The organism is Pseudomonas sp. FG43 (assembly GCF_057809175.1).
The window spans coordinates 1-16977 of the sequence record NZ_JBMDJL010000014.1 but is presented as its reverse complement, the minus strand read 5'-3'; the positions used below and the strand labels follow the sequence as shown (position 1 = coordinate 16977).

The following is a 16977-nucleotide window of genomic DNA, read 5'->3' as shown; positions in this document are numbered from 1 at the left end:
GATATTTTTTTGACTCTAGGATATTACGACCGACAGATCATGGATCGGCACTCGAACCATGAGTGCCATGTAGTGAGGGAGCTTTATGCGGTTGCAACCAGTCGACAGTCTTTCGCTGACACGCACCAGCCTGGTCGAATACTTCCTTTTGGGCATCCGCCTGATCCATGGAGCCTCCTGCATCCTGCCAGGATTGCTGATTCTGGTACTCCTGCATGATGGCGCTATCGAAAACCCGCAGGATTACGCAGTGATGCCGCTGTTTTTCAGCGTGGTCAGCGTCCTGATATTCCAGGCTCTGGGGGTTTATTCCGAAGCGCTGTTCAGTAACGCATTACGTTTGCGCGTCATCGTCTTCGCCTGGTCCGCATCCTTCGGCGTATTGCTGTTCATGCACCAGACCATGGGCTTTTTCGAGCGTCTGACCAACGAGCAGCTGATTTTCTGGTACCTCAGCAGCCTGGCCCTGTTCTGTATCGTGCGCTTGCTGATGCTGGTGTTTTTCAAGCACCAGATGCGCAAGGGCATTTTCCTGCAGAACGCGGTGATTCTGGGGGCAACGGAAAACGGCCTGCGTCTGGCCGAATACCTGCTTGAGCATCAAGACATCCGTTCGGGTGTAACCGGCTTCATCGATGACCGCATTGGCCGCATGCCCAAGACCGTCGCCAACCTGCCCTTGCTGGGCAACACCAGCGATCTTGAGCGGCTGATCAGGGAAGAGAAAGTCACCCAGGTACTGGTTGCCCTGCCCTGGACCGCCGAAAACCGCATGGACTACATCATTCGCGAACTGCGCAGGCTGCCGGTGAATGTCTTGCTGGTGCCGGACATGATTGCTTTCAGGCACACCCACAACCGCATCACCGAAGTCGCCAAGCTGCCGATGTTCAACGCTTCGGATGTGCCACTCAATGGCTGGTCGCCCTTTTTCAAGCGGGCCGAGGACATTGTGCTCTCGACGCTGGCGGTACTGGCGCTGTCGCCGGTCATGCTGCTCATCGCCCTGGCGATCAAGCTCGACTCTCCTGGCCCGGTGCTGTTCCGGCAAAAACGTTATGGCTACAACAACCGGCTGATCGAGGTCTTCAAGTTTCGTTCCATGCATCAGCATCAGGCCGATGCAACCGCCGAGCAACAAACCACGCGAGGTGACGCCAGGGTCACTCGGGTCGGGCGCTTCATACGCAAGACCAGCCTGGATGAGCTGCCACAGTTGTTCAATGTCGTGGCAGGCAGCATGTCGATGGTGGGGCCTCGGCCCCATGCAACGGCAACCAAAGCGGCCGGCATTCTCTTCGAGCAAGCGGTGAAGGAGTACACGTCACGCCACAGGGTCAAGCCGGGAATCACCGGTCTGGCCCAGATCAATGGCTATCGTGGTGAAACAGACACCGTGGAAAAAATCGAAAAGCGCGTCGAATTCGATCTTGAGTACATAGAAAACTGGTCCGTCTGGTTCGACCTTTACATCCTTATGCGCACTGTTCCGGCAGTGCTCTTCACTCGTGAGGCTTATTGATGAGCAACCTCATCCCCTGCATCATCGCCGGCGGGTCCGGCACCCGACTCTGGCCGGTCTCTCGCGAAGCCATGCCCAAGCCTTTCATGCGCCTTCCCGATGGCGAAAGCCTGCTGCAAAAAACCTTCAAACGCGCCACAGGCCTGCCAGGCGTCGAGCGTCTGCTGACCGTCACCAACCGTGAAGTGTATTTCCGTACCGCAGACGACTACCGTCAGCTCAACAAGAGCAAGGTCCCTCTGGACTTCATCCTTGAGCCTTTCGGCCGCAACACGGCACCGGCCATCGCGGCAGCTGCACTGCATGCGCTCAAGCTGTATGGCACGGATGCCAAGCTGCTGGTTCTGCCCGCCGATCACCTGATCACCGATGTGACAGCCTTCTCCCAGGCTGTCAGTGCCGCACGGCTACTGGCGGATGAAGGCTGGCTGGTGACCTTCGGGATCTTGCCTACCAAGCCGGAAACAGGTTTCGGCTATATCGAAAAGGCCCAGTCGCTCAATGCCGATGGTTATCAGGTCGCACGCTTCGTCGAAAAACCCGACGCAGCCACCGCCCAGAGCTATGTAGACGGCGGGCAGCACCTGTGGAATGCGGGCATGTTCTGCATGCGTGCCGAAGTCCTGCTGCATGAACTTGAAATCCATGCGCCCGAGGTGTTGATCGCGGTCAAGGCATGCCTTGAAAAGAGCATCAGCAAGGAAGGCAACCGGGAGTTGCAGCTGGAACTGGACAGCGAGCTGTTCGCGGCCGTCCCGGATATCTCCATTGATTACGCCCTGATGGAACGCTCGAAGAAAGTCGCCGTTGTGCCCTGCCAACTGGGCTGGAGCGATATCGGTTCCTGGCAGGCAGTACGCGAACTCTCCGCAGTGGATGCCAAGGGCAACCAGTGCAACGGCCAGACCGTATTGCATGACGTGACCAACTGCTACATCGACTCCCCGAAACGACTGGTGGGTGGTGTGGGCCTGGACGACCTGATCATCATCGACACACCCGACGCCCTGTTGATCGCTGACGGCAAGCGAAGCCAGGACGTGAAAATCATTGCCCAGGAACTCAAGCGCCAGGGTCACGATGCCTATCGCCTGCACCGCACCGTCACTCGTCCATGGGGCACTTACACGATTCTTGAGGAAGGTAAACGCTTCAAGATCAAGCGCATCGTGGTTCGCCCACAAGGGTCGCTGTCACTGCAGATGCACCACCATCGCAGCGAACACTGGATCGTGGTCAGCGGCATGGCCAGGGTCACCAATGGTGAACGCGAGTTCATGCTCGACACCAATGAGTCGACCTTCATCAAGCCAGGACACACGCACCGCCTGGTCAACCCCGGAGTCATTGATCTGGTGATCATCGAAGTCCAGAGCGGCGAGTATCTGGGCGAGGACGACATCGTGCGCTTCACTGACATCTATGGCCGGGCTCCGGAACAAGCGATCAAGGCATGAAATTCGATAGCAAGGTCACGATGACAAGCACATCAATAACGATGAGGGACTGAACCAACACGCACTGGACAGGCAGTACCAGCCAACATGATTTCTTTACCCGAAAGGGAGCCTTATTCGTGCATGACAGGAGTTCAGGACCGATGAAAAGCATTCTGCTGTTAATCAGCGTATTGCTGCTAAGCGCTTGCAATACACCCGCGCGGGTCGGCTTGCCCGATGACAAGGCGCAGATCGAAGCCGGCCAGGCGGCAGGACGGGCTCTGGCAGGCAAACCTTTGCCACCGGAACGGATTCGCCCCGGAGATACCTTGCGTATCGTGCGAAACACCGGGGAAGCACCGTCGATATCAGCCTTTACCGCCAACTCCATCTATGAGCTGACGCTGTTTCAGGTGCTCAACGACGGGACCTTTTCCTATCCCTATATCGGTACGGTCAAGGCGGCTGGCCTGACCTTGCAACAGTTGAACGACCTGCTGGAAAGCAAGCTCAAGGATGTCTATCGCGAGACGGCCCTGACCATCAATATTTCCCAGTCGCCGGGCAATACGGTGTTCGTGGGGGGCGCCGTGCGTAACTCGGTCACTCTGCCGGTCAATGTCGCCACCAACCTGGAGCAGGCTCTGGTAGGCGCAGGCGGTGTGGCACTCGATGCCGATGCAGGTCAGGTGGCGTTGCTGCGCCTGGAAGAAAACGGCCTCTACAAGACTTACTTCTTCGACTACAGCAAGTTTCTCTGGGCAGACGCTGGCGGGCCTCGCGCGCCGGTACTGCTGCAACGCGGCGATGTGGTGTTCGTCCCCAAATCCACAGTCGGAAACAAGGTGGACGGCGTCAACCTGTACTTCAACCAGTTGATTCCTTTCGCGAAATCGATAGGCCTGGGCATGAACTACGAGTTGCGTAACAACAACTAATCGTCAGGGAAAAGACATGATCAATATTCGTTCATTCCGCGATCTGCTACGCCTGTTTTTTATCTTCAAGCGCGAAGTAAAGATCACTGTGCTGGTGACTTTCGTCATCGTTATTCTGGGCGCCTTCCTGCTCCCCAACCGCTATGAGTCTACGGCTCTGCTGCTGGTCAAACCCGGCCGCGACAGCAGCACCGTGCCCATCGAACTGTCCGACCGCCAGGCGATCGTCGTACCCAGCGGCCTGCGGGACCCGCTGCTGGACGAAGAACGCATGCTCACCGGACGCCCGATCATGCGCACGGTCGCCGAGAAGTACCTGAACGAACTGTCAAAGGCACAGCCTGAAACCGGCTTCCTGGTCACCGTGAAAAACGGCATCAAGTACGCCGTACGTTCGGTCTTCGATGCCGGCCACAGCATTCTGCAATTCCTCGGGCTGGCAGAAAAGCGCACCCCGGTCGAACGCATGGCCGAAGACCTGGAAAAGAACTTCAAGGTCCGTCACGAGCAGGGCTCATCAGTGATGGAGCTGACCTTCACCTGGAATGACCCGGTCACGGCACAGATCGTGCTCAAGACCTGGATCGATGAATACCAGTTGCAACGTACCAAGACACTGGGGCGCGTCAGCCTCTATGGATTCTACGAGTCTGAAGTCCAGAAGATTGGCGCCAACATCATTTCGCACAAACAACAGATCCAGGGCTACCTGAACCAGTTGGGCGCGGTGAGCATTTCCCAGCGTCTGGCAGATACGTCCCAGGGCCTCAATGACCTGCGCACCGAACGCAACAACACCATTCGCGCCATTGCTTCCACCAAGGCCGGGCTCGACACCCTGCAGAAACAACTGGCGGCACAACCCAAAACGGTTTCGGCAGGCCGTGAGCTGGCGCTGAACCCCAACCGCCAGGACCTGCAAAACCGCATCAATGGCAAGGAAGTCGAGCGTCAGGAACTGTTGCGTTCATTCAAGGAACAGGCACCGCCAGTGCGTGCCGCCAACGAAGAAATCAATAACCTCAAGCAACTGCTCAAGGAGCAGGAAGCAACCATCCAGCGTTCCGAAAGCATTACGCCCAACCCTATCTATAACCGCATGCAAAACGTGTATGCCGACCAACAGACCAGCTATGCACGGCTGCAAACCCAACTGGCGCAGCAGAACACACAACTGGCTCAACTGGAGAGCGACCGTCAGTTGGCCTTGAAACTGGAGCCGGAGCTTTCGCGTCTGCAGAACGAGCTGGATGCTGCCCAGAAAAGCTATGCGCTCTATACCGACAGCCTGGAAAAAGCACGTATCGACCGCGAACTGGACAACAGCCAGATCAGCAACATCGCCACGATCGAAGACGCCACCTTCAACGCCAGCCGGGTTTTCCCGAAAAGCATGCTGATGCTGCTTCTGGCCTTCCCGTTGAGTGCTGTCGTAGGCTTCCTGGCGCTGTACTTCTTCTATCTGCTGGACCAACGCATCCACGATGGAGACAAGATCGAAGGACGCTTTGGCGTACCGATCTGGACCAGCCTTCCCGATCTGGAACGCGCTCAGGAGCGCAGCGCGGCACTCACTGCCAACCTGCATCGCATATACGGCATCCTGCCCTTGGGTCAGGTTGCGGAAAAAGGCCTGGCCATCGGTTTTACCTCCGTGCATCGGGGCGAAGGTGTGAACTTTGTCATCTCGCGCCTGAGTACGCTGCTGGTCGAGCAAGGCCATACCGTGCGAACCGAAGGCCGGGCTCCGGCAAAACCGGGCGAGATCGTGCTGATCAATGCATCGGGGGTTTACGGCAACCAGGAAGCCTTTGTCCTGTTGCGTGATGCCGATCAGATCGTGCTGGTGGTGCGCGCCGAACAAACCACCGTACCGATGCTCGAAGACGCCCTGACTACATTGAATACCGCGTTCAAGAAGGTCGATGGCGTCATCCTCAACCGCCGTCGCTTCGAGGTACCGGAACACGTTCTGAAGTTCCTGAAACGCATCGGGAGTCGTGCCTGATGCGAATTGCCCTGCTCGCCCCTCTGCCACCGGAGCAGAACGGTATCGCCGATTATGCCGGACATCTGAAACAGGCTCTGGAAGATCTGGGCGTGCAGGTACATACGCCTTTGCAGGGGATCGGCAACGATCCTCGCAAGGCCGAGCAGCGTGTCGCCGAAACCGACTGGAGCGGCATCGATCTGGTCCATGCCGAACTGGGCGGCGGACGGCTGGCAGAGTTCCATGCCTTGCGGGCATTGCGTCAACGCTTCCCCCGCTTGCCATTGAGCGCCACCGTGCATGACCCGGAGCGTCTGGTATGGCGTCGGGAAAAACTGCCATGGCCCTTGTCTCTTGCCAGCGGCATGCGCGCTCCCCTGCCGGAAATAGCCACGGTGCTGGCTGATCCACTGTGCCTGCGCGAGGAGCGTCAACTGGCAAGAAGCATGACCCGCCTGATCACGCTGACTCAGGCGGGCAGCCAGAGCCTGAGGCAACGCATGGGCCTGCAACAGGCGCAGATGGCCGTGATCAACCATGGCAACCTGGCAATCGAGCCGGTACCGCTGCCGCCCTTGCAGCCTCTGCGGTTGCTGTACTTCGGGTTCATCTACCGCGGCAAGGGTATTGAGGACCTTCTGGATGCACTGGCCAATGTATTCCTCTCCCAGCCGGAACTGCGCCCTCGTGTGCGCCTGACACTGGCGGGCGGTAGCGAACCGGAAATGGCATTCGGGCCGTCAGGCAGCTATCTGGATCAGTTGCGCCTGCGTATCCGGCAACTGGGTCTGGTGGATCTGGTGGACTGGCAACTGGACCTGCCCGCCGAACAGATCGCCCATGTCATCCAGGCCCATCATGTGATGGTCCTGCCCTATCGCGAGTCCAGCAAATTGAGGATTCTGGGCAAGCTGCGCGGTACCAGTGGCGCGTTGTCCTGGGCCACCGCCTGCGGGCGCGGGGTCATCACCTCGGATGCACGCTCGTTTGCCGAAGAAGTCTCCCATGGCAACGGCATGATCTACCCGCAGGGCGATGTAGAAGCACTGACAGCCGCCTTGAATCGTGTCTGCGCAGCACCGGACATGACCATTGAATGGGCCGAGAACGCGACGCGCATAGGCAAGACCCGAGTCTGGAGTCAGACGGCAGAACGCTTCAAGGATGTATTCCGGCAAGCATGCGAGGTGAACTGACATGCAGTGCAGATCAAGATCATGGCTGGCTATCGCGGCACTACTGACAAGCGCGATGCTCATGGGAACCGTCGCTCAGGCCGCGACCATTCTGCAAGCACCGCGTGCAGTGGTCTGGAAGGACTTTCTGGGCGTCAACGTGCAGTTCCAGTATTTCGCTCCAGAGGTCTATCAGCAGCAGATGGCGCGCCTGGACGCACTCGGGCTGAACTGGATACGCCTGACCATTCACTGGCCAATCATCGAGCCCGTCCAGGATCAGTACAACCTGACAGAGCTTGATGCTGCCATGGCCGCGATCAAGACTCATGGCTATAACACCCTCGCCTATCTGGTGGGCTCGGCACCCTTTGCCAGCAACTCGGCGTCCAGCGCAGCGAGCCGCGATCAATATCCCCCCAGGGACTTCAATGTCTTTGCCGCGCGCATGACGGCGCTGGCCCAGCGTTATTCCCATGTGAACAACTGGCAGGTCTGGAACGAGCCCAATATCGTCTGGCTGCCACAGGCGGACCCGGTCGCCTACAGCAATCTGTTGACCACCACCGCCAATGCGATCCGTGCAGTCCTGCCGGACAAGACCATCGTGACCGCCGGCATGGCCTATTACAGCCAGATGCAGCATCGCTCGGGCTACATGTTGCAGACACTGGTCGAAAACAATCTGGGTTCGCAGAATATCGTGGCGGCTTACCACCCGTATTCCGAATACCCCGAAGGTGACTCGGTCGCAGACCGGGATTTTCTGGTGCGTTCCAACGCCATGAACCAGTTGCTGCACAGCAATGGCGTCTCGCAGGTCTGGGCCACCGAATGGGGCTGGTCGAGCTATACCGGCCCGGTGGAAATGCAGGCCATCATCGGTATCCAGGGCCAGGCCGACTACACCCTGCGCCGTCTGGCGCTGATGAGCGCCCTGGATTTCCAGCGTATTTTCCTGTTCAACCTCAGCGACCTGGATGAACGCGCCAGCGCCCGCGACCAGGGTTACGGCCTGCTCGACCTGCAAGCCAACCCAAAGCCTGTCTACACTGCGCTGCAAAACTTTCTGAATATCACCGGCCCGCGCCTGGAGCCCGCCGCACCGCCCGCCGTCAGCACAGTTCCCGATGACCTGTTTGCCGTGCCATGGACACGCAGCGACGGCAAACATCTGCTGATGTTCTGGAGCGCCACCGGCACCACTCTGAACTTTCCGCAAATCCATGAAGGCATCGTTCATGACCCTCTGGCCGGCACACAGACGCCATTGTCTGGTAGCCAGGGCATCAGTCTGGCGCTCAAACCTTCCCTGCAAATTCTGGAATGGAATCCATAAGCCATGCGAATTCTATGGACGCTACCTTACTTGCCCTGGCCAACCACCAGCGGCGGCAAGACCCGGGAATATCATCTGCTGCGCAATCTGGCAGCACGAGGCCACCGGATAACCCTGCTGGTGCAATCCAAGGTTGCGCTGGATGATGCCTGCCGCAGCGCGCTGGAACCCTGGCTGGAGCGCTTGATCGTCATTGATCGACGCCCGCTGTTCAGCCTGCGCACGTTGCTGGCTGTGGCCTTCGCACCGCCTCCCATGCTGGCCAGCGTCAACGGCTATGCGCCGAAACTGGAAAAGGCGTTTGAAAAGCTGCTTGAAGAAGACTGGGACATCATCCAGCTTCAGCACACCTATGCCTTTCAGCCATTCGAGCGGGCGCTCAAGCGTTCGGGCAAACCGTTTGTGCTTACCGAGCACAATGTCGAATCGGCGCTGGGTGCCGCCAGCTATGACCGCCTGCCCCGCTGGGCAAGCGCCTTCGCCGTCTATGATCGCTGGCGCTACCGCCGCTGGGAGCTGAGGGTCTTCCGCCAGGCCAGCGAACTGGTCGCCGTCACCGAGGATGATGCCAAGGCTCTTTCACGCCTGAGCGGCCGGGCGACTTCCATCGCGGTCAACAGCGTCGATTGCAGCTACTACGCCAATGTTCACGCAGACCGTTACAACCGCCGCCTGCTGTTCATCGGCAACTATGAATACGGCCCCAATGTGGACGCCATCGAGTGGGCGCTGGACGAAATCATGCCACTGGTATGGGAGCTGTCCCCTACCGTACGCTTTGCCGTGGGCGGCTTCGGCATGCCTGAGTCCTGGCGCGAGCGCTGGACGGATCAGCGCATCGAATGGCTGGGCTTCGTGCCGGACCTGCGAGCCTTGCAGAGCAGCGCTTCGATGTTTTTCGCGCCACTGCGTCAAGGTGGCGGCTCGAAACTCAAGACTCTTGAATCCATGGCTGCCGGCCTGCCCGTGGTCACCACCGGGCAGGGTGTATCGGGCCTGGAAGTCACCAATGGCGAGCACTACCTGGGCAGCGAGGACCCGTTACAACTGGCACGTCTGATCGCCGACAACATCGACAGCCCTGCACGCCTTATCCAGATTGGCGAAGCCGGACGTGCCTACGTTCGCTCACGGCATGACTGGTCCGTTTCGGCCGCCCAGCTGGAAGGCATCTACACCCGACTTTCGCCCCCAAGCAAGGATCTCGCGCATGCGTATCGGACTTGATTACCGCGCTGCGGCCGGTTACCCCATCAGCGGCATCGGTCGCCAGAACTTCGCGCTGGAAGATGCCTTTCGCGCTCACCCCGACGTGCAACTGCAACTGTTCGGGGTTGCTCCTTACGATCATCCGATCCGGCGCCTGATCCATGCGCCCAGGTGGGCGACCCCGCTGAACTCGGTGCATCGTCTGCCGGATCGACTGGGCTTCGAGGGCCTGTTTCTGCCCAAGGCCCTGCGCGACACGGAAGTACAGATCTACGTGGCCAACATCAACATGGGCCTGCCTCTGGGTCGCAAACCTGCCAACGTGCGCTACGTGCTGCAATTGCATGACCTGTTCCAGATCACCCAGAAGAACAACCACGGCTCGCGACTCAAGGCAGCGTTCTATCGCCTGACGGACTACCTCTCGATTGCCCATTCGCTGAAAGTGGCCGACGTGGTATGGGTGCCTTCGCAATTCACTGCAAATGAAGTCATCCGCCTGTTCCCTTCAGCCCGTAACAAATTGCGTACGGTGCCGTTGCTGGTCGAAGGCTTCAAAGGGGAACCTGCCGATATCAGCGAGTTGCAATTGCCCGAACGCTACTGGTTATGTGTCGGCACTCGCGAACCACGCAAGAACATTGCCTGGTTCGTCGATGCCTGGCAGAACGCCCGTCTTCAGTTCCAGACCGTACCGGACCTGGTGCTGGTCGGCGGCAGCGAGCCCTTGAACGAATCCCAGCGCCGCTTGCCGGGGCTGCATGTGCTCAGCGGCATCAGCGATAGCGAACTGCATGCGGTCTATCGCAACGCTGACCGCCTCTGGCAGCCCTCCTATGCCGAAGGCTTCGGCCTGCCGGTGATCGAGGCCTTGAGGGTCGGCACACGGGTTGCCGTGGCTACCGGTTCGTCGCTGGATGAAATCACCCCGCCGGACAGCCCGCGGTTTTCGCCCACCAACAGCAGCGCACTGGTCCAACTGATGGGAGAGCTGTCCACTGCCCCCGAAGAGGACCCCGAAATTTCCAGAGCCTGGTCGGCCAATTATGCTCCAGAGGCTTTCTACAAACGCCTGCATGAAGCCCTTGAGGAGTTGCGCTGATGCCGGTAGCGATGCCCCTGGGATTGTTTTTCGGCCTGGTCTTCGGTGTCATGATCTGGCTGTTGCCTCCTGCAAAAGTGTTGCTGGTCGCTGTCGGAACTGCCTCCATCATCACCGTGATCCGCCAACCCATTCGCGGGCTGCTGCTGTTCTGTGTGATCGGTGCATTCATTCCCTACTCCACGATCCAGATCGGTATCCGCACCACAGTATCCGAAGCACTGATCATGCTGACCTGGGCCAGTTATCTGTTGCAGGCCATGTTCTTCGAGCAGCCCCGCGTGCCGAAGATGATGCGCACAGAGCGTCTGCTGCTGGCGCTGATGCTGTTCAGCGCCTTCCCGTTCCTGGTCGGCCAGTTGACGATCGTTTCCGACGGCAACGGCCCGATCAACTGGGTACGCTGGCTGTTCAACCTGTCGATCCTGTTTCTGGTGCCACGCCTGCTGAGCGATGGCAAGGCCCTGGAACACGTGATCATCGCCATGCTGGCCGGGACCCTGATGTTGCTGGCGCTGTCGATTCCGACCTATATCATCAGTGGCTCGGCGTCGGCCATCACGCCGATCCTCGCGATCATGGGCTACGGCGGCCTCGACGTGCTGAGCGAGAGCCTGCTGTCGCTGGCCAGTCGCATGGGTTCACCGTGGTTGCACCCCAACGTGGCCGGTGGTGCCATGGCCATGATCCTGCCGATTGCATTCTGCTTTGGCGTCACTCGCAGCGGAGGACCGCGCTCCCTCGGCCTGCTCGTCGCGGCGCTGGGTGCCATCGGTCTGCTGCTGACCGGCTCGCGGGGCGCTCTGGTGAGTCTGCTGGCAATCATGCTCTGGATGGCGCGTCGGCGTCTGCCGTATCTGGGCCGTCTGCTGGTGGGCGGCGCGATAGCGGGCGTGTTGCTGCTGATGTTCTATCCGCCCTTGCAGGACCGTCTGCTGGGCCTGTTCAGCAACGATGACACCAGTACCGCCATTCGCTTTCTGGAATACACGCACTTCCCGCAGGCCATGGCCCTGTTTCCGTTTGGCATCGGCTTCAAGATCGATCCTCCCGTGCCGGGCTACACACAGTTCGGTATTTCCAACCTGTGGCTGAACTTCATCTACAAGATGGGCATTCCCGGCATGCTGCTGTTCATTGCCGTGACCGTAAGCTGGTGGAGAGAGGTGCGCCCTGCTCCAGGCCCGATCATCCTGACCCATGACAACGCCATTGGCCTGGGCTGTACCGTCGGTGTTCTGGCGGCACTGTTCAGCGGCCTGTTCGATCACTACTTCAGCTTCACCAGCGTGCTGGTCGCACTGTTCTGGCTATTCGTCGGCATCAGCCTGCACGAAGCCAAGCGCCTGCGCGCCAAGGCTGCAAAGACCTTGAAATCCCCCGCCGCCCCAACCGACCAGGGAACCGCTCGATGAAACACCGCATGATGCATTCGCATAACCTCAGAGAGGCTCTTCCCGACTACGCCCGCAAGATGGGCGTAGACCTGGAAGAATTGCAGGCCACCTACCAGTGGATGCTGGACAACGAGGTGTGCTTCGAAACCCGGATCAAGAACACCACCCTGTCCTTCATCTGCTACCTGAATATCGAGCCGAGAATCGAAAACCCTCTGGCCCGACGCTTCTATCGCCTGCTGGCCAGCGAAACCCTGGGCGCGCTGATTCCCTTGTATGGAATCAACTGGCCAACCCTGCGCGACCGCATGCTGCGTACCTGGGAGCAGATCTACAACATTCTGATCTGCAAGATTCCCAGCCACACATTGCGCCTGCTCTGGCTGCGCATCGGCGGAGCAAAGATCGGCAAGGGTTCAACGGTCTGGCGCAATACCGAGGTGCTGGGCGTGGACAGCCTGCGCATCGGCAACGACTCCACCGTCGGCTGGCACTGCCAACTGGATGCCCGTGGCGGTCTGGTGATCGGTGACCATGTGACCATCGCTTCCCACGTGCTGATCATCGCGGGCGGACACGACCTGAACGAACCCGAATTCTGGGCAGTGGGCGGCCCGGTATTCATTCGCGACTATGCCTGGATCTGTAGCCGCGCCCTGCTCTCGTTCGGTGCCGATATCGGCGAAGGTGCCGTGGTCGGTGGCGGCAGCGTAGTGTCCAAGCCGATCCCGGACTACGCCATCGTCAGCGGACCGAACGCGGAAATCAAAGGCGAGCGCGCCCGTAACCTCAAGTACAAAGTGGGCGGCAAAGGCCTGTTCACTTTGTTCCATTAAGCCGCCTGCACAATGCTCGGTTCGACCTTGTGGCTGACGCTGGCCACGCTGACTGGCCTGGCGGCCGGATTTGCCCGCGAGTGGCTGCTGGTCGCCGCCTGGGGTGCGGGCAGCCAGAGCGATGCGTTTCTGGTATCGATGTTTCTGCCCGAAGCCTTGCGCATGTCACTTGCAGCCGGTCTGCTGAGTGCGGCGGCCTTGCCTCTGTATCAACAACGCTCTCCTGAACAGCAACAGCGCTGGCTTCAGGCACTGACACCACGTCTGCTGATTTTCGGGGTGTTGCTCAGCCTGGTGCTGAGTTTCGGTGCCGGGCTGTGGGTTCGCCTGATCGGGCCTGGGCTCGACAGCGACGGTTACGCACAGGCAGGCAGCGGTCTGCACTGGCTGGCATGGTGTGCGCCGGGTTTTCTGCTGCATGGCTTGCTGTGTATTCCACTGCAAGCGCGTTCACGTTTTGTACTGGCCGGGCTTGGCTCGCTGCTGTTCAACCTGCCGCCGGTGATTTACCTCGCCGTGCTCAGCCACTCGGCGACGCCTGCGGGTCTGGCCTTTGCCTGTGTGCTGGGCAGCCTGCTGATGCCGGGCGTGCTGCTGCCGACACTCTATCGCTCGGGCTGGCGTCCATGGCAATGGCAGACCGAACAGGGCGCGGTGCGTGAATTGCTGCAACGGATCGGCCCACTGCTGAGCAGCAATCTGGCCAGCCAAGGCCTGGCGCTTCTAGAGCGAATGGTCGCCTCGTTGCTGGGTGAAGGCGCAGTGACCTGGATCAATCTGGCGCGCAAACTCATCAATCTGCCATTGATTGCCCTGATGAGCCTGAACCAGGTACTGCTGGGCTTGATGAGCGGCAGCGCGAACACCCAACGCCTGTCGCTGCTGCGCCGTGGACTGGGCAGCGCCACATTGCTGACACTGCCGGCAGTCACCGGCCTGATCGGCGCTGCAGGCGCGCTGGTGGTGCTGTTGCTGCCCAATCAGACCCACGATGGGCCACTGCCACAATTATTGGCCTGGTTTTCAGTGCCCTTGATGTTCGGTGCCTGGAATGCCCTGCTGGCTCGCTATGCCTATGCGGACGGCGACACCCGCTTGCCATTGAACTGCGAGTTGATCGGCAGCCTGTGCAATGCCTTGCTGCTGGGCACACTGCCGTTCTTCCTGGGTTTGACCGGTATCGCCATCGCGGCACTGGGCGGCGCGCTGGTCACCGGCCTGCTATTGATGCGTCGCCAATCCTTGCTTGCGGTCGTCCCGTGGCGCAGTCATTGGCTGCTAGCCACACTGTTCATGTTACTGGCAGCCCTGTTGCTGCATCCCTTGCAGGATATCTGGACTCAACTGGCACTTGGCTGCGCCTATAGCGCCGCGCTGATGGTCGGGCTGGCGTTGTGGCTGAAGCCGTGGCGACCTGTTCACGAATGAGCGGACGACATGCTTGTTCCGGGCGGCATTGCGACAACCGAGTGCGAAGCGCTCGCAAAACCTGCGACTGCTAAGCAGCCGGTCGCGAATGAATTCGCCTACGCCCGATGGCCTCATGAACAAAGCCACAACACCATGAAGCCAAAGACAAAGTTCAGGACGAAAGGAACCTTGCGGATGTACCAGCCCGGAAAATGACCGGAGGCCCGTAGCGCTGCAAAGGGCGAAAGCGAGAAAAAAGCCAGCGCCCCATCGATGGCAACCGGGACCTGGCTGCGAGAGCGCGGCGGCCCGGACATGACCCCGGCACTCCAGATCATCTGGCGAATATATCGATAGAAGCTTCGATCAGTGACTTGCATGGCGTTGATGTAATCCAGCAAGGTCAGGAACATCTCTTTCAACATGACCTTTGCCCCCAGCAAAGGCAACGCGGCATAGGCCAGTAACATCGTTACCTGAATGACAAAACCAACATATCCGCGCCAATCGTCCAGTAACTCGAAATAAGCCGTCGGGGTCGCCCCCAGAGTAATGATGAGCGTGGCGACAATCGCAAAGAAACCCACCAGCAGCGTCATGAAACGCCCGGATTCCGGAAAGCTGAAATAAAACCGTTTGAAGTCACTGGCCTGATCATCACCGGCCTTTGAACAGATGCGCTGCCAACTGCACCACTGCTCCTCCAGCGCCAAAGCCTCATTGGCCAGTTGCTCATTTGCGCACTGGTAACGCTGACGAAACCACTGCTGCTCCTGAACCTGCAGGCCGATATGCACCGTGCAGTCCTGAGGTCTGGCGATACCCGCCACCCGCTCGATGACGTCGGAGCGGGTAATGGCGATCACATCCACACAGCGCATAAGAGCGATCATCAACACCGCCATGCAGTACGACATCCATGCGATGGTATCGACAAATCCGTCCACACCATCGCTGCCGATCCTGTACAGCATGAAGATGGAAATGATCAGCAGGTAACCTGAGGTGACTGCATACTCGCGCTTCCTGAACAGACGTGCGAACGGCAAACGTACGAACAACTTTCGGTGCTCGCCGATATCATCCTGAATTTTCTGAATCTGCATACAACGCTACACCTTGCTCAAACAGGCTCACCCAGTAACTCGGTATCAAAAATCCGGCGCCCTATTGTACGTGCTGTATCAAGATGAGCAGCCGCATCCCGGGTTTCGGAATCCGGCAAGAGTTCAGAGGTTACGACACGGGCACCGCAATAATCGAAAATGCCGTGATCGATCTGGGTCTTCATCGCATTCAGATAACCATGCTTCGTGAAAGTACCCGCATCGGCACCGGCGCCCCCCATCAGGTGGACATTCAAATGGCCAAGCTTCTTCACCAGTGTGGCATCGGAGCTGAAGTCAAACGCCCAGCCATTGGAAAATACCCGGTCAATCCAGCCTTTGAGGATCGCCGGCATCGACCACCAATAGACCGGATAAACCAGTACCAAGGCATCCGCCCGATCGATCCTGGCCTGTTCTGCGAGCACATCGGCAGGTGGCGAAGCCTTTTCGCGATGAACAGCGTGATCGGCCATGTTGAATCTCGGATCGAATGACTCGGCAAACAGATCCGCGATTTCAAACGTATGTCCGGGGTCGGCAAGCATCAGCCCTTCTGCGACCTGTGCCGCAAGGCTATGGGTGAGTGACTGGGGGTCATGGTGAGCGACCACGATGAGCGCATGCATAGCGAACACTCCTGCTGATTGCGGATAAAAGACGACACTTATATACTTTTAGTAAGTTACGCCATTAAGTTGCTTTTGGTAGGTTTCCATGTCAAGCACTGACACGCCAGCACAGACCCCGGACCCGCAACCGCGCCGTCGGTTATCGCGAGATGACCGACACCGCCAATTGCTCGACGTGGCATGGCAACTGGTGCGCGAGGAAGGGACCGAAGCGCTGACGCTGGGGCGGCTCGCCGAACAGGCAGGCGTGACCAAGCCCGTGGTCTATGACCATTTCGGCACCCGTGCCGGATTGCTGGCAACGCTCTACAAGGACTTCGATGAACGCCAGACAGCCCTTATGGACGCGGCCTTTCAGACAAGCGATGCGACCCTGATCAACAAGGCCGATATCATTGCATCGTCCTATGTGGACTGCGTCGTTTTGCACGGGGGCGAGATATCCGGTGTCGTCGCCGCACTGGCCAGCTCACCGGAGCTTGAGAAGGTAAAGCGGGAGTACGAGGCCGTCTTTCTGGAAAAGTGCCGAAATGCCCTGGCTCCGTTTTCACCCTCAGGCGTCATTTCACAGGCTGGCCTGCGAGCGATGCTTGGCGCTGCAGAAGCCTTGTCCAATGCCGCTGCGAGCGCAGAGATCACCTCAGCCCAGGCAAAGGCCGAACTGCTGGAAACCATCATTGCGATGGTCGAAAGAAACAAAGAACCTTCCTGAATGAAAAAGGCAGGATCACTCACCCTCAGTGATCCTGCCCTCCTCTAACTCATGCCGATCACTTAAGGCACAACACAACCTCGTGGGAGGCAGCTTGCTGGCGAAAAGGCCTGTGAAACCGGCAGATATTCTGCGTCTGTACGTGAAGTCGCCAGCAAGCTGCCTCCCAC

At 59.0% G+C, this 16977-nt stretch carries 14 protein-coding genes; 12 read left to right on the top strand and 2 right to left on the bottom strand.

Annotated elements, in window-relative coordinates:
• The first annotated feature begins 85 nt into the window (after positions 1 to 85).
• The 11 genes from ACODS3_RS16960 (at position 86) to ACODS3_RS16910 (ending at position 14375) form a co-directional block, all read left to right on the top strand.
• On the top strand, positions 86 to 1522 hold the full coding sequence (locus ACODS3_RS16960; RefSeq protein WP_201018553.1) for an undecaprenyl-phosphate glucose phosphotransferase: 1437 nt from the start codon (positions 86 to 88) through the stop codon (positions 1520 to 1522).
• The gene (locus ACODS3_RS16955) at positions 1522 to 2979 is read left to right on the top strand and encodes a mannose-1-phosphate guanylyltransferase/mannose-6-phosphate isomerase (protein ID WP_201018552.1); all 1458 of its coding nucleotides are present in this window, start codon (positions 1522 to 1524) and stop codon (positions 2977 to 2979) included. The genes ACODS3_RS16960 and ACODS3_RS16955 overlap by 1 nt, the downstream gene beginning before the upstream one ends.
• Before the next feature lie 143 nt (positions 2980 to 3122).
• Positions 3123 to 3899 carry a polysaccharide biosynthesis/export family protein gene (locus ACODS3_RS16950; protein WP_201018551.1) on the top strand — a complete coding sequence of 259 codons (777 nt, stop codon included), beginning with the start codon at positions 3123 to 3125 and terminating at the stop codon, positions 3897 to 3899.
• A 16-nt stretch (positions 3900 to 3915) separates the two neighbouring features.
• On the top strand, positions 3916 to 5907 hold the full coding sequence (locus tag ACODS3_RS16945) for a GumC family protein (protein WP_489035382.1): 1992 nt from the start codon (positions 3916 to 3918) through the stop codon (positions 5905 to 5907).
• A complete protein-coding gene (locus ACODS3_RS16940; protein ID WP_489035381.1) occupies positions 5907 to 7085 on the top strand; it encodes a glycosyltransferase in 1179 nt (392 codons plus the stop codon). Before ACODS3_RS16945 ends, ACODS3_RS16940 begins: the two co-directional genes overlap by 1 nt.
• A 1-nt stretch (position 7086) precedes the next feature.
• On the top strand, positions 7087 to 8403 hold the full coding sequence (locus ACODS3_RS16935; RefSeq protein ID WP_489035379.1) for a cellulase family glycosylhydrolase: 1317 nt from the start codon (positions 7087 to 7089) through the stop codon (positions 8401 to 8403).
• Between the two features lie 3 nt (positions 8404 to 8406).
• Positions 8407 to 9630, top strand: a complete 1224-nt coding sequence (locus ACODS3_RS16930; RefSeq protein ID WP_201018547.1) for a glycosyltransferase family 4 protein — start codon at positions 8407 to 8409, stop codon at positions 9628 to 9630.
• The gene (locus tag ACODS3_RS16925; RefSeq protein ID WP_489035377.1) at positions 9614 to 10714 is read left to right on the top strand and encodes a glycosyltransferase family 4 protein; all 1101 of its coding nucleotides are present in this window, start codon (positions 9614 to 9616) and stop codon (positions 10712 to 10714) included. Before ACODS3_RS16930 ends, ACODS3_RS16925 begins: the two co-directional genes overlap by 17 nt.
• Entirely contained in the window at positions 10714 to 12129 is a 1416-nt protein-coding gene (locus ACODS3_RS16920; protein WP_304574276.1) for an O-antigen ligase family protein, read from the top strand. The genes ACODS3_RS16925 and ACODS3_RS16920 overlap by 1 nt, the downstream gene beginning before the upstream one ends.
• Complete coding sequence (locus ACODS3_RS16915; RefSeq protein WP_201018544.1) at positions 12126 to 12947, top strand: acyltransferase; 822 nt, start codon at positions 12126 to 12128, stop codon at positions 12945 to 12947. The genes ACODS3_RS16920 and ACODS3_RS16915 overlap by 4 nt, the downstream gene beginning before the upstream one ends.
• A 12-nt stretch (positions 12948 to 12959) precedes the next feature.
• On the top strand, positions 12960 to 14375 hold the full coding sequence (locus ACODS3_RS16910; RefSeq protein ID WP_304574277.1) for a lipid II flippase MurJ: 1416 nt from the start codon (positions 12960 to 12962) through the stop codon (positions 14373 to 14375).
• A 113-nt stretch (positions 14376 to 14488) separates the two neighbouring features.
• Here the strand turns inward: ACODS3_RS16910 and ACODS3_RS16905 are convergent, their stop codons facing one another.
• Entirely contained in the window at positions 14489 to 15463 is a 975-nt protein-coding gene (locus tag ACODS3_RS16905) for a hypothetical protein (RefSeq protein ID WP_489035374.1), read from the bottom strand.
• 17 nt (positions 15464 to 15480) lie between these two features.
• Complete coding sequence (locus ACODS3_RS16900) at positions 15481 to 16092, bottom strand: NAD(P)H-dependent oxidoreductase (protein ID WP_489035372.1); 612 nt, start codon at positions 16090 to 16092, stop codon at positions 15481 to 15483.
• A gap of 88 nt (positions 16093 to 16180) precedes the next feature.
• Between ACODS3_RS16900 and ACODS3_RS16895 the strand changes: the two genes are divergently transcribed.
• Positions 16181 to 16807, top strand: a complete 627-nt coding sequence (locus ACODS3_RS16895) for a TetR/AcrR family transcriptional regulator (protein ID WP_201002795.1) — start codon at positions 16181 to 16183, stop codon at positions 16805 to 16807.
• The last annotated feature ends 170 nt before the right edge of the window (positions 16808 to 16977 follow it).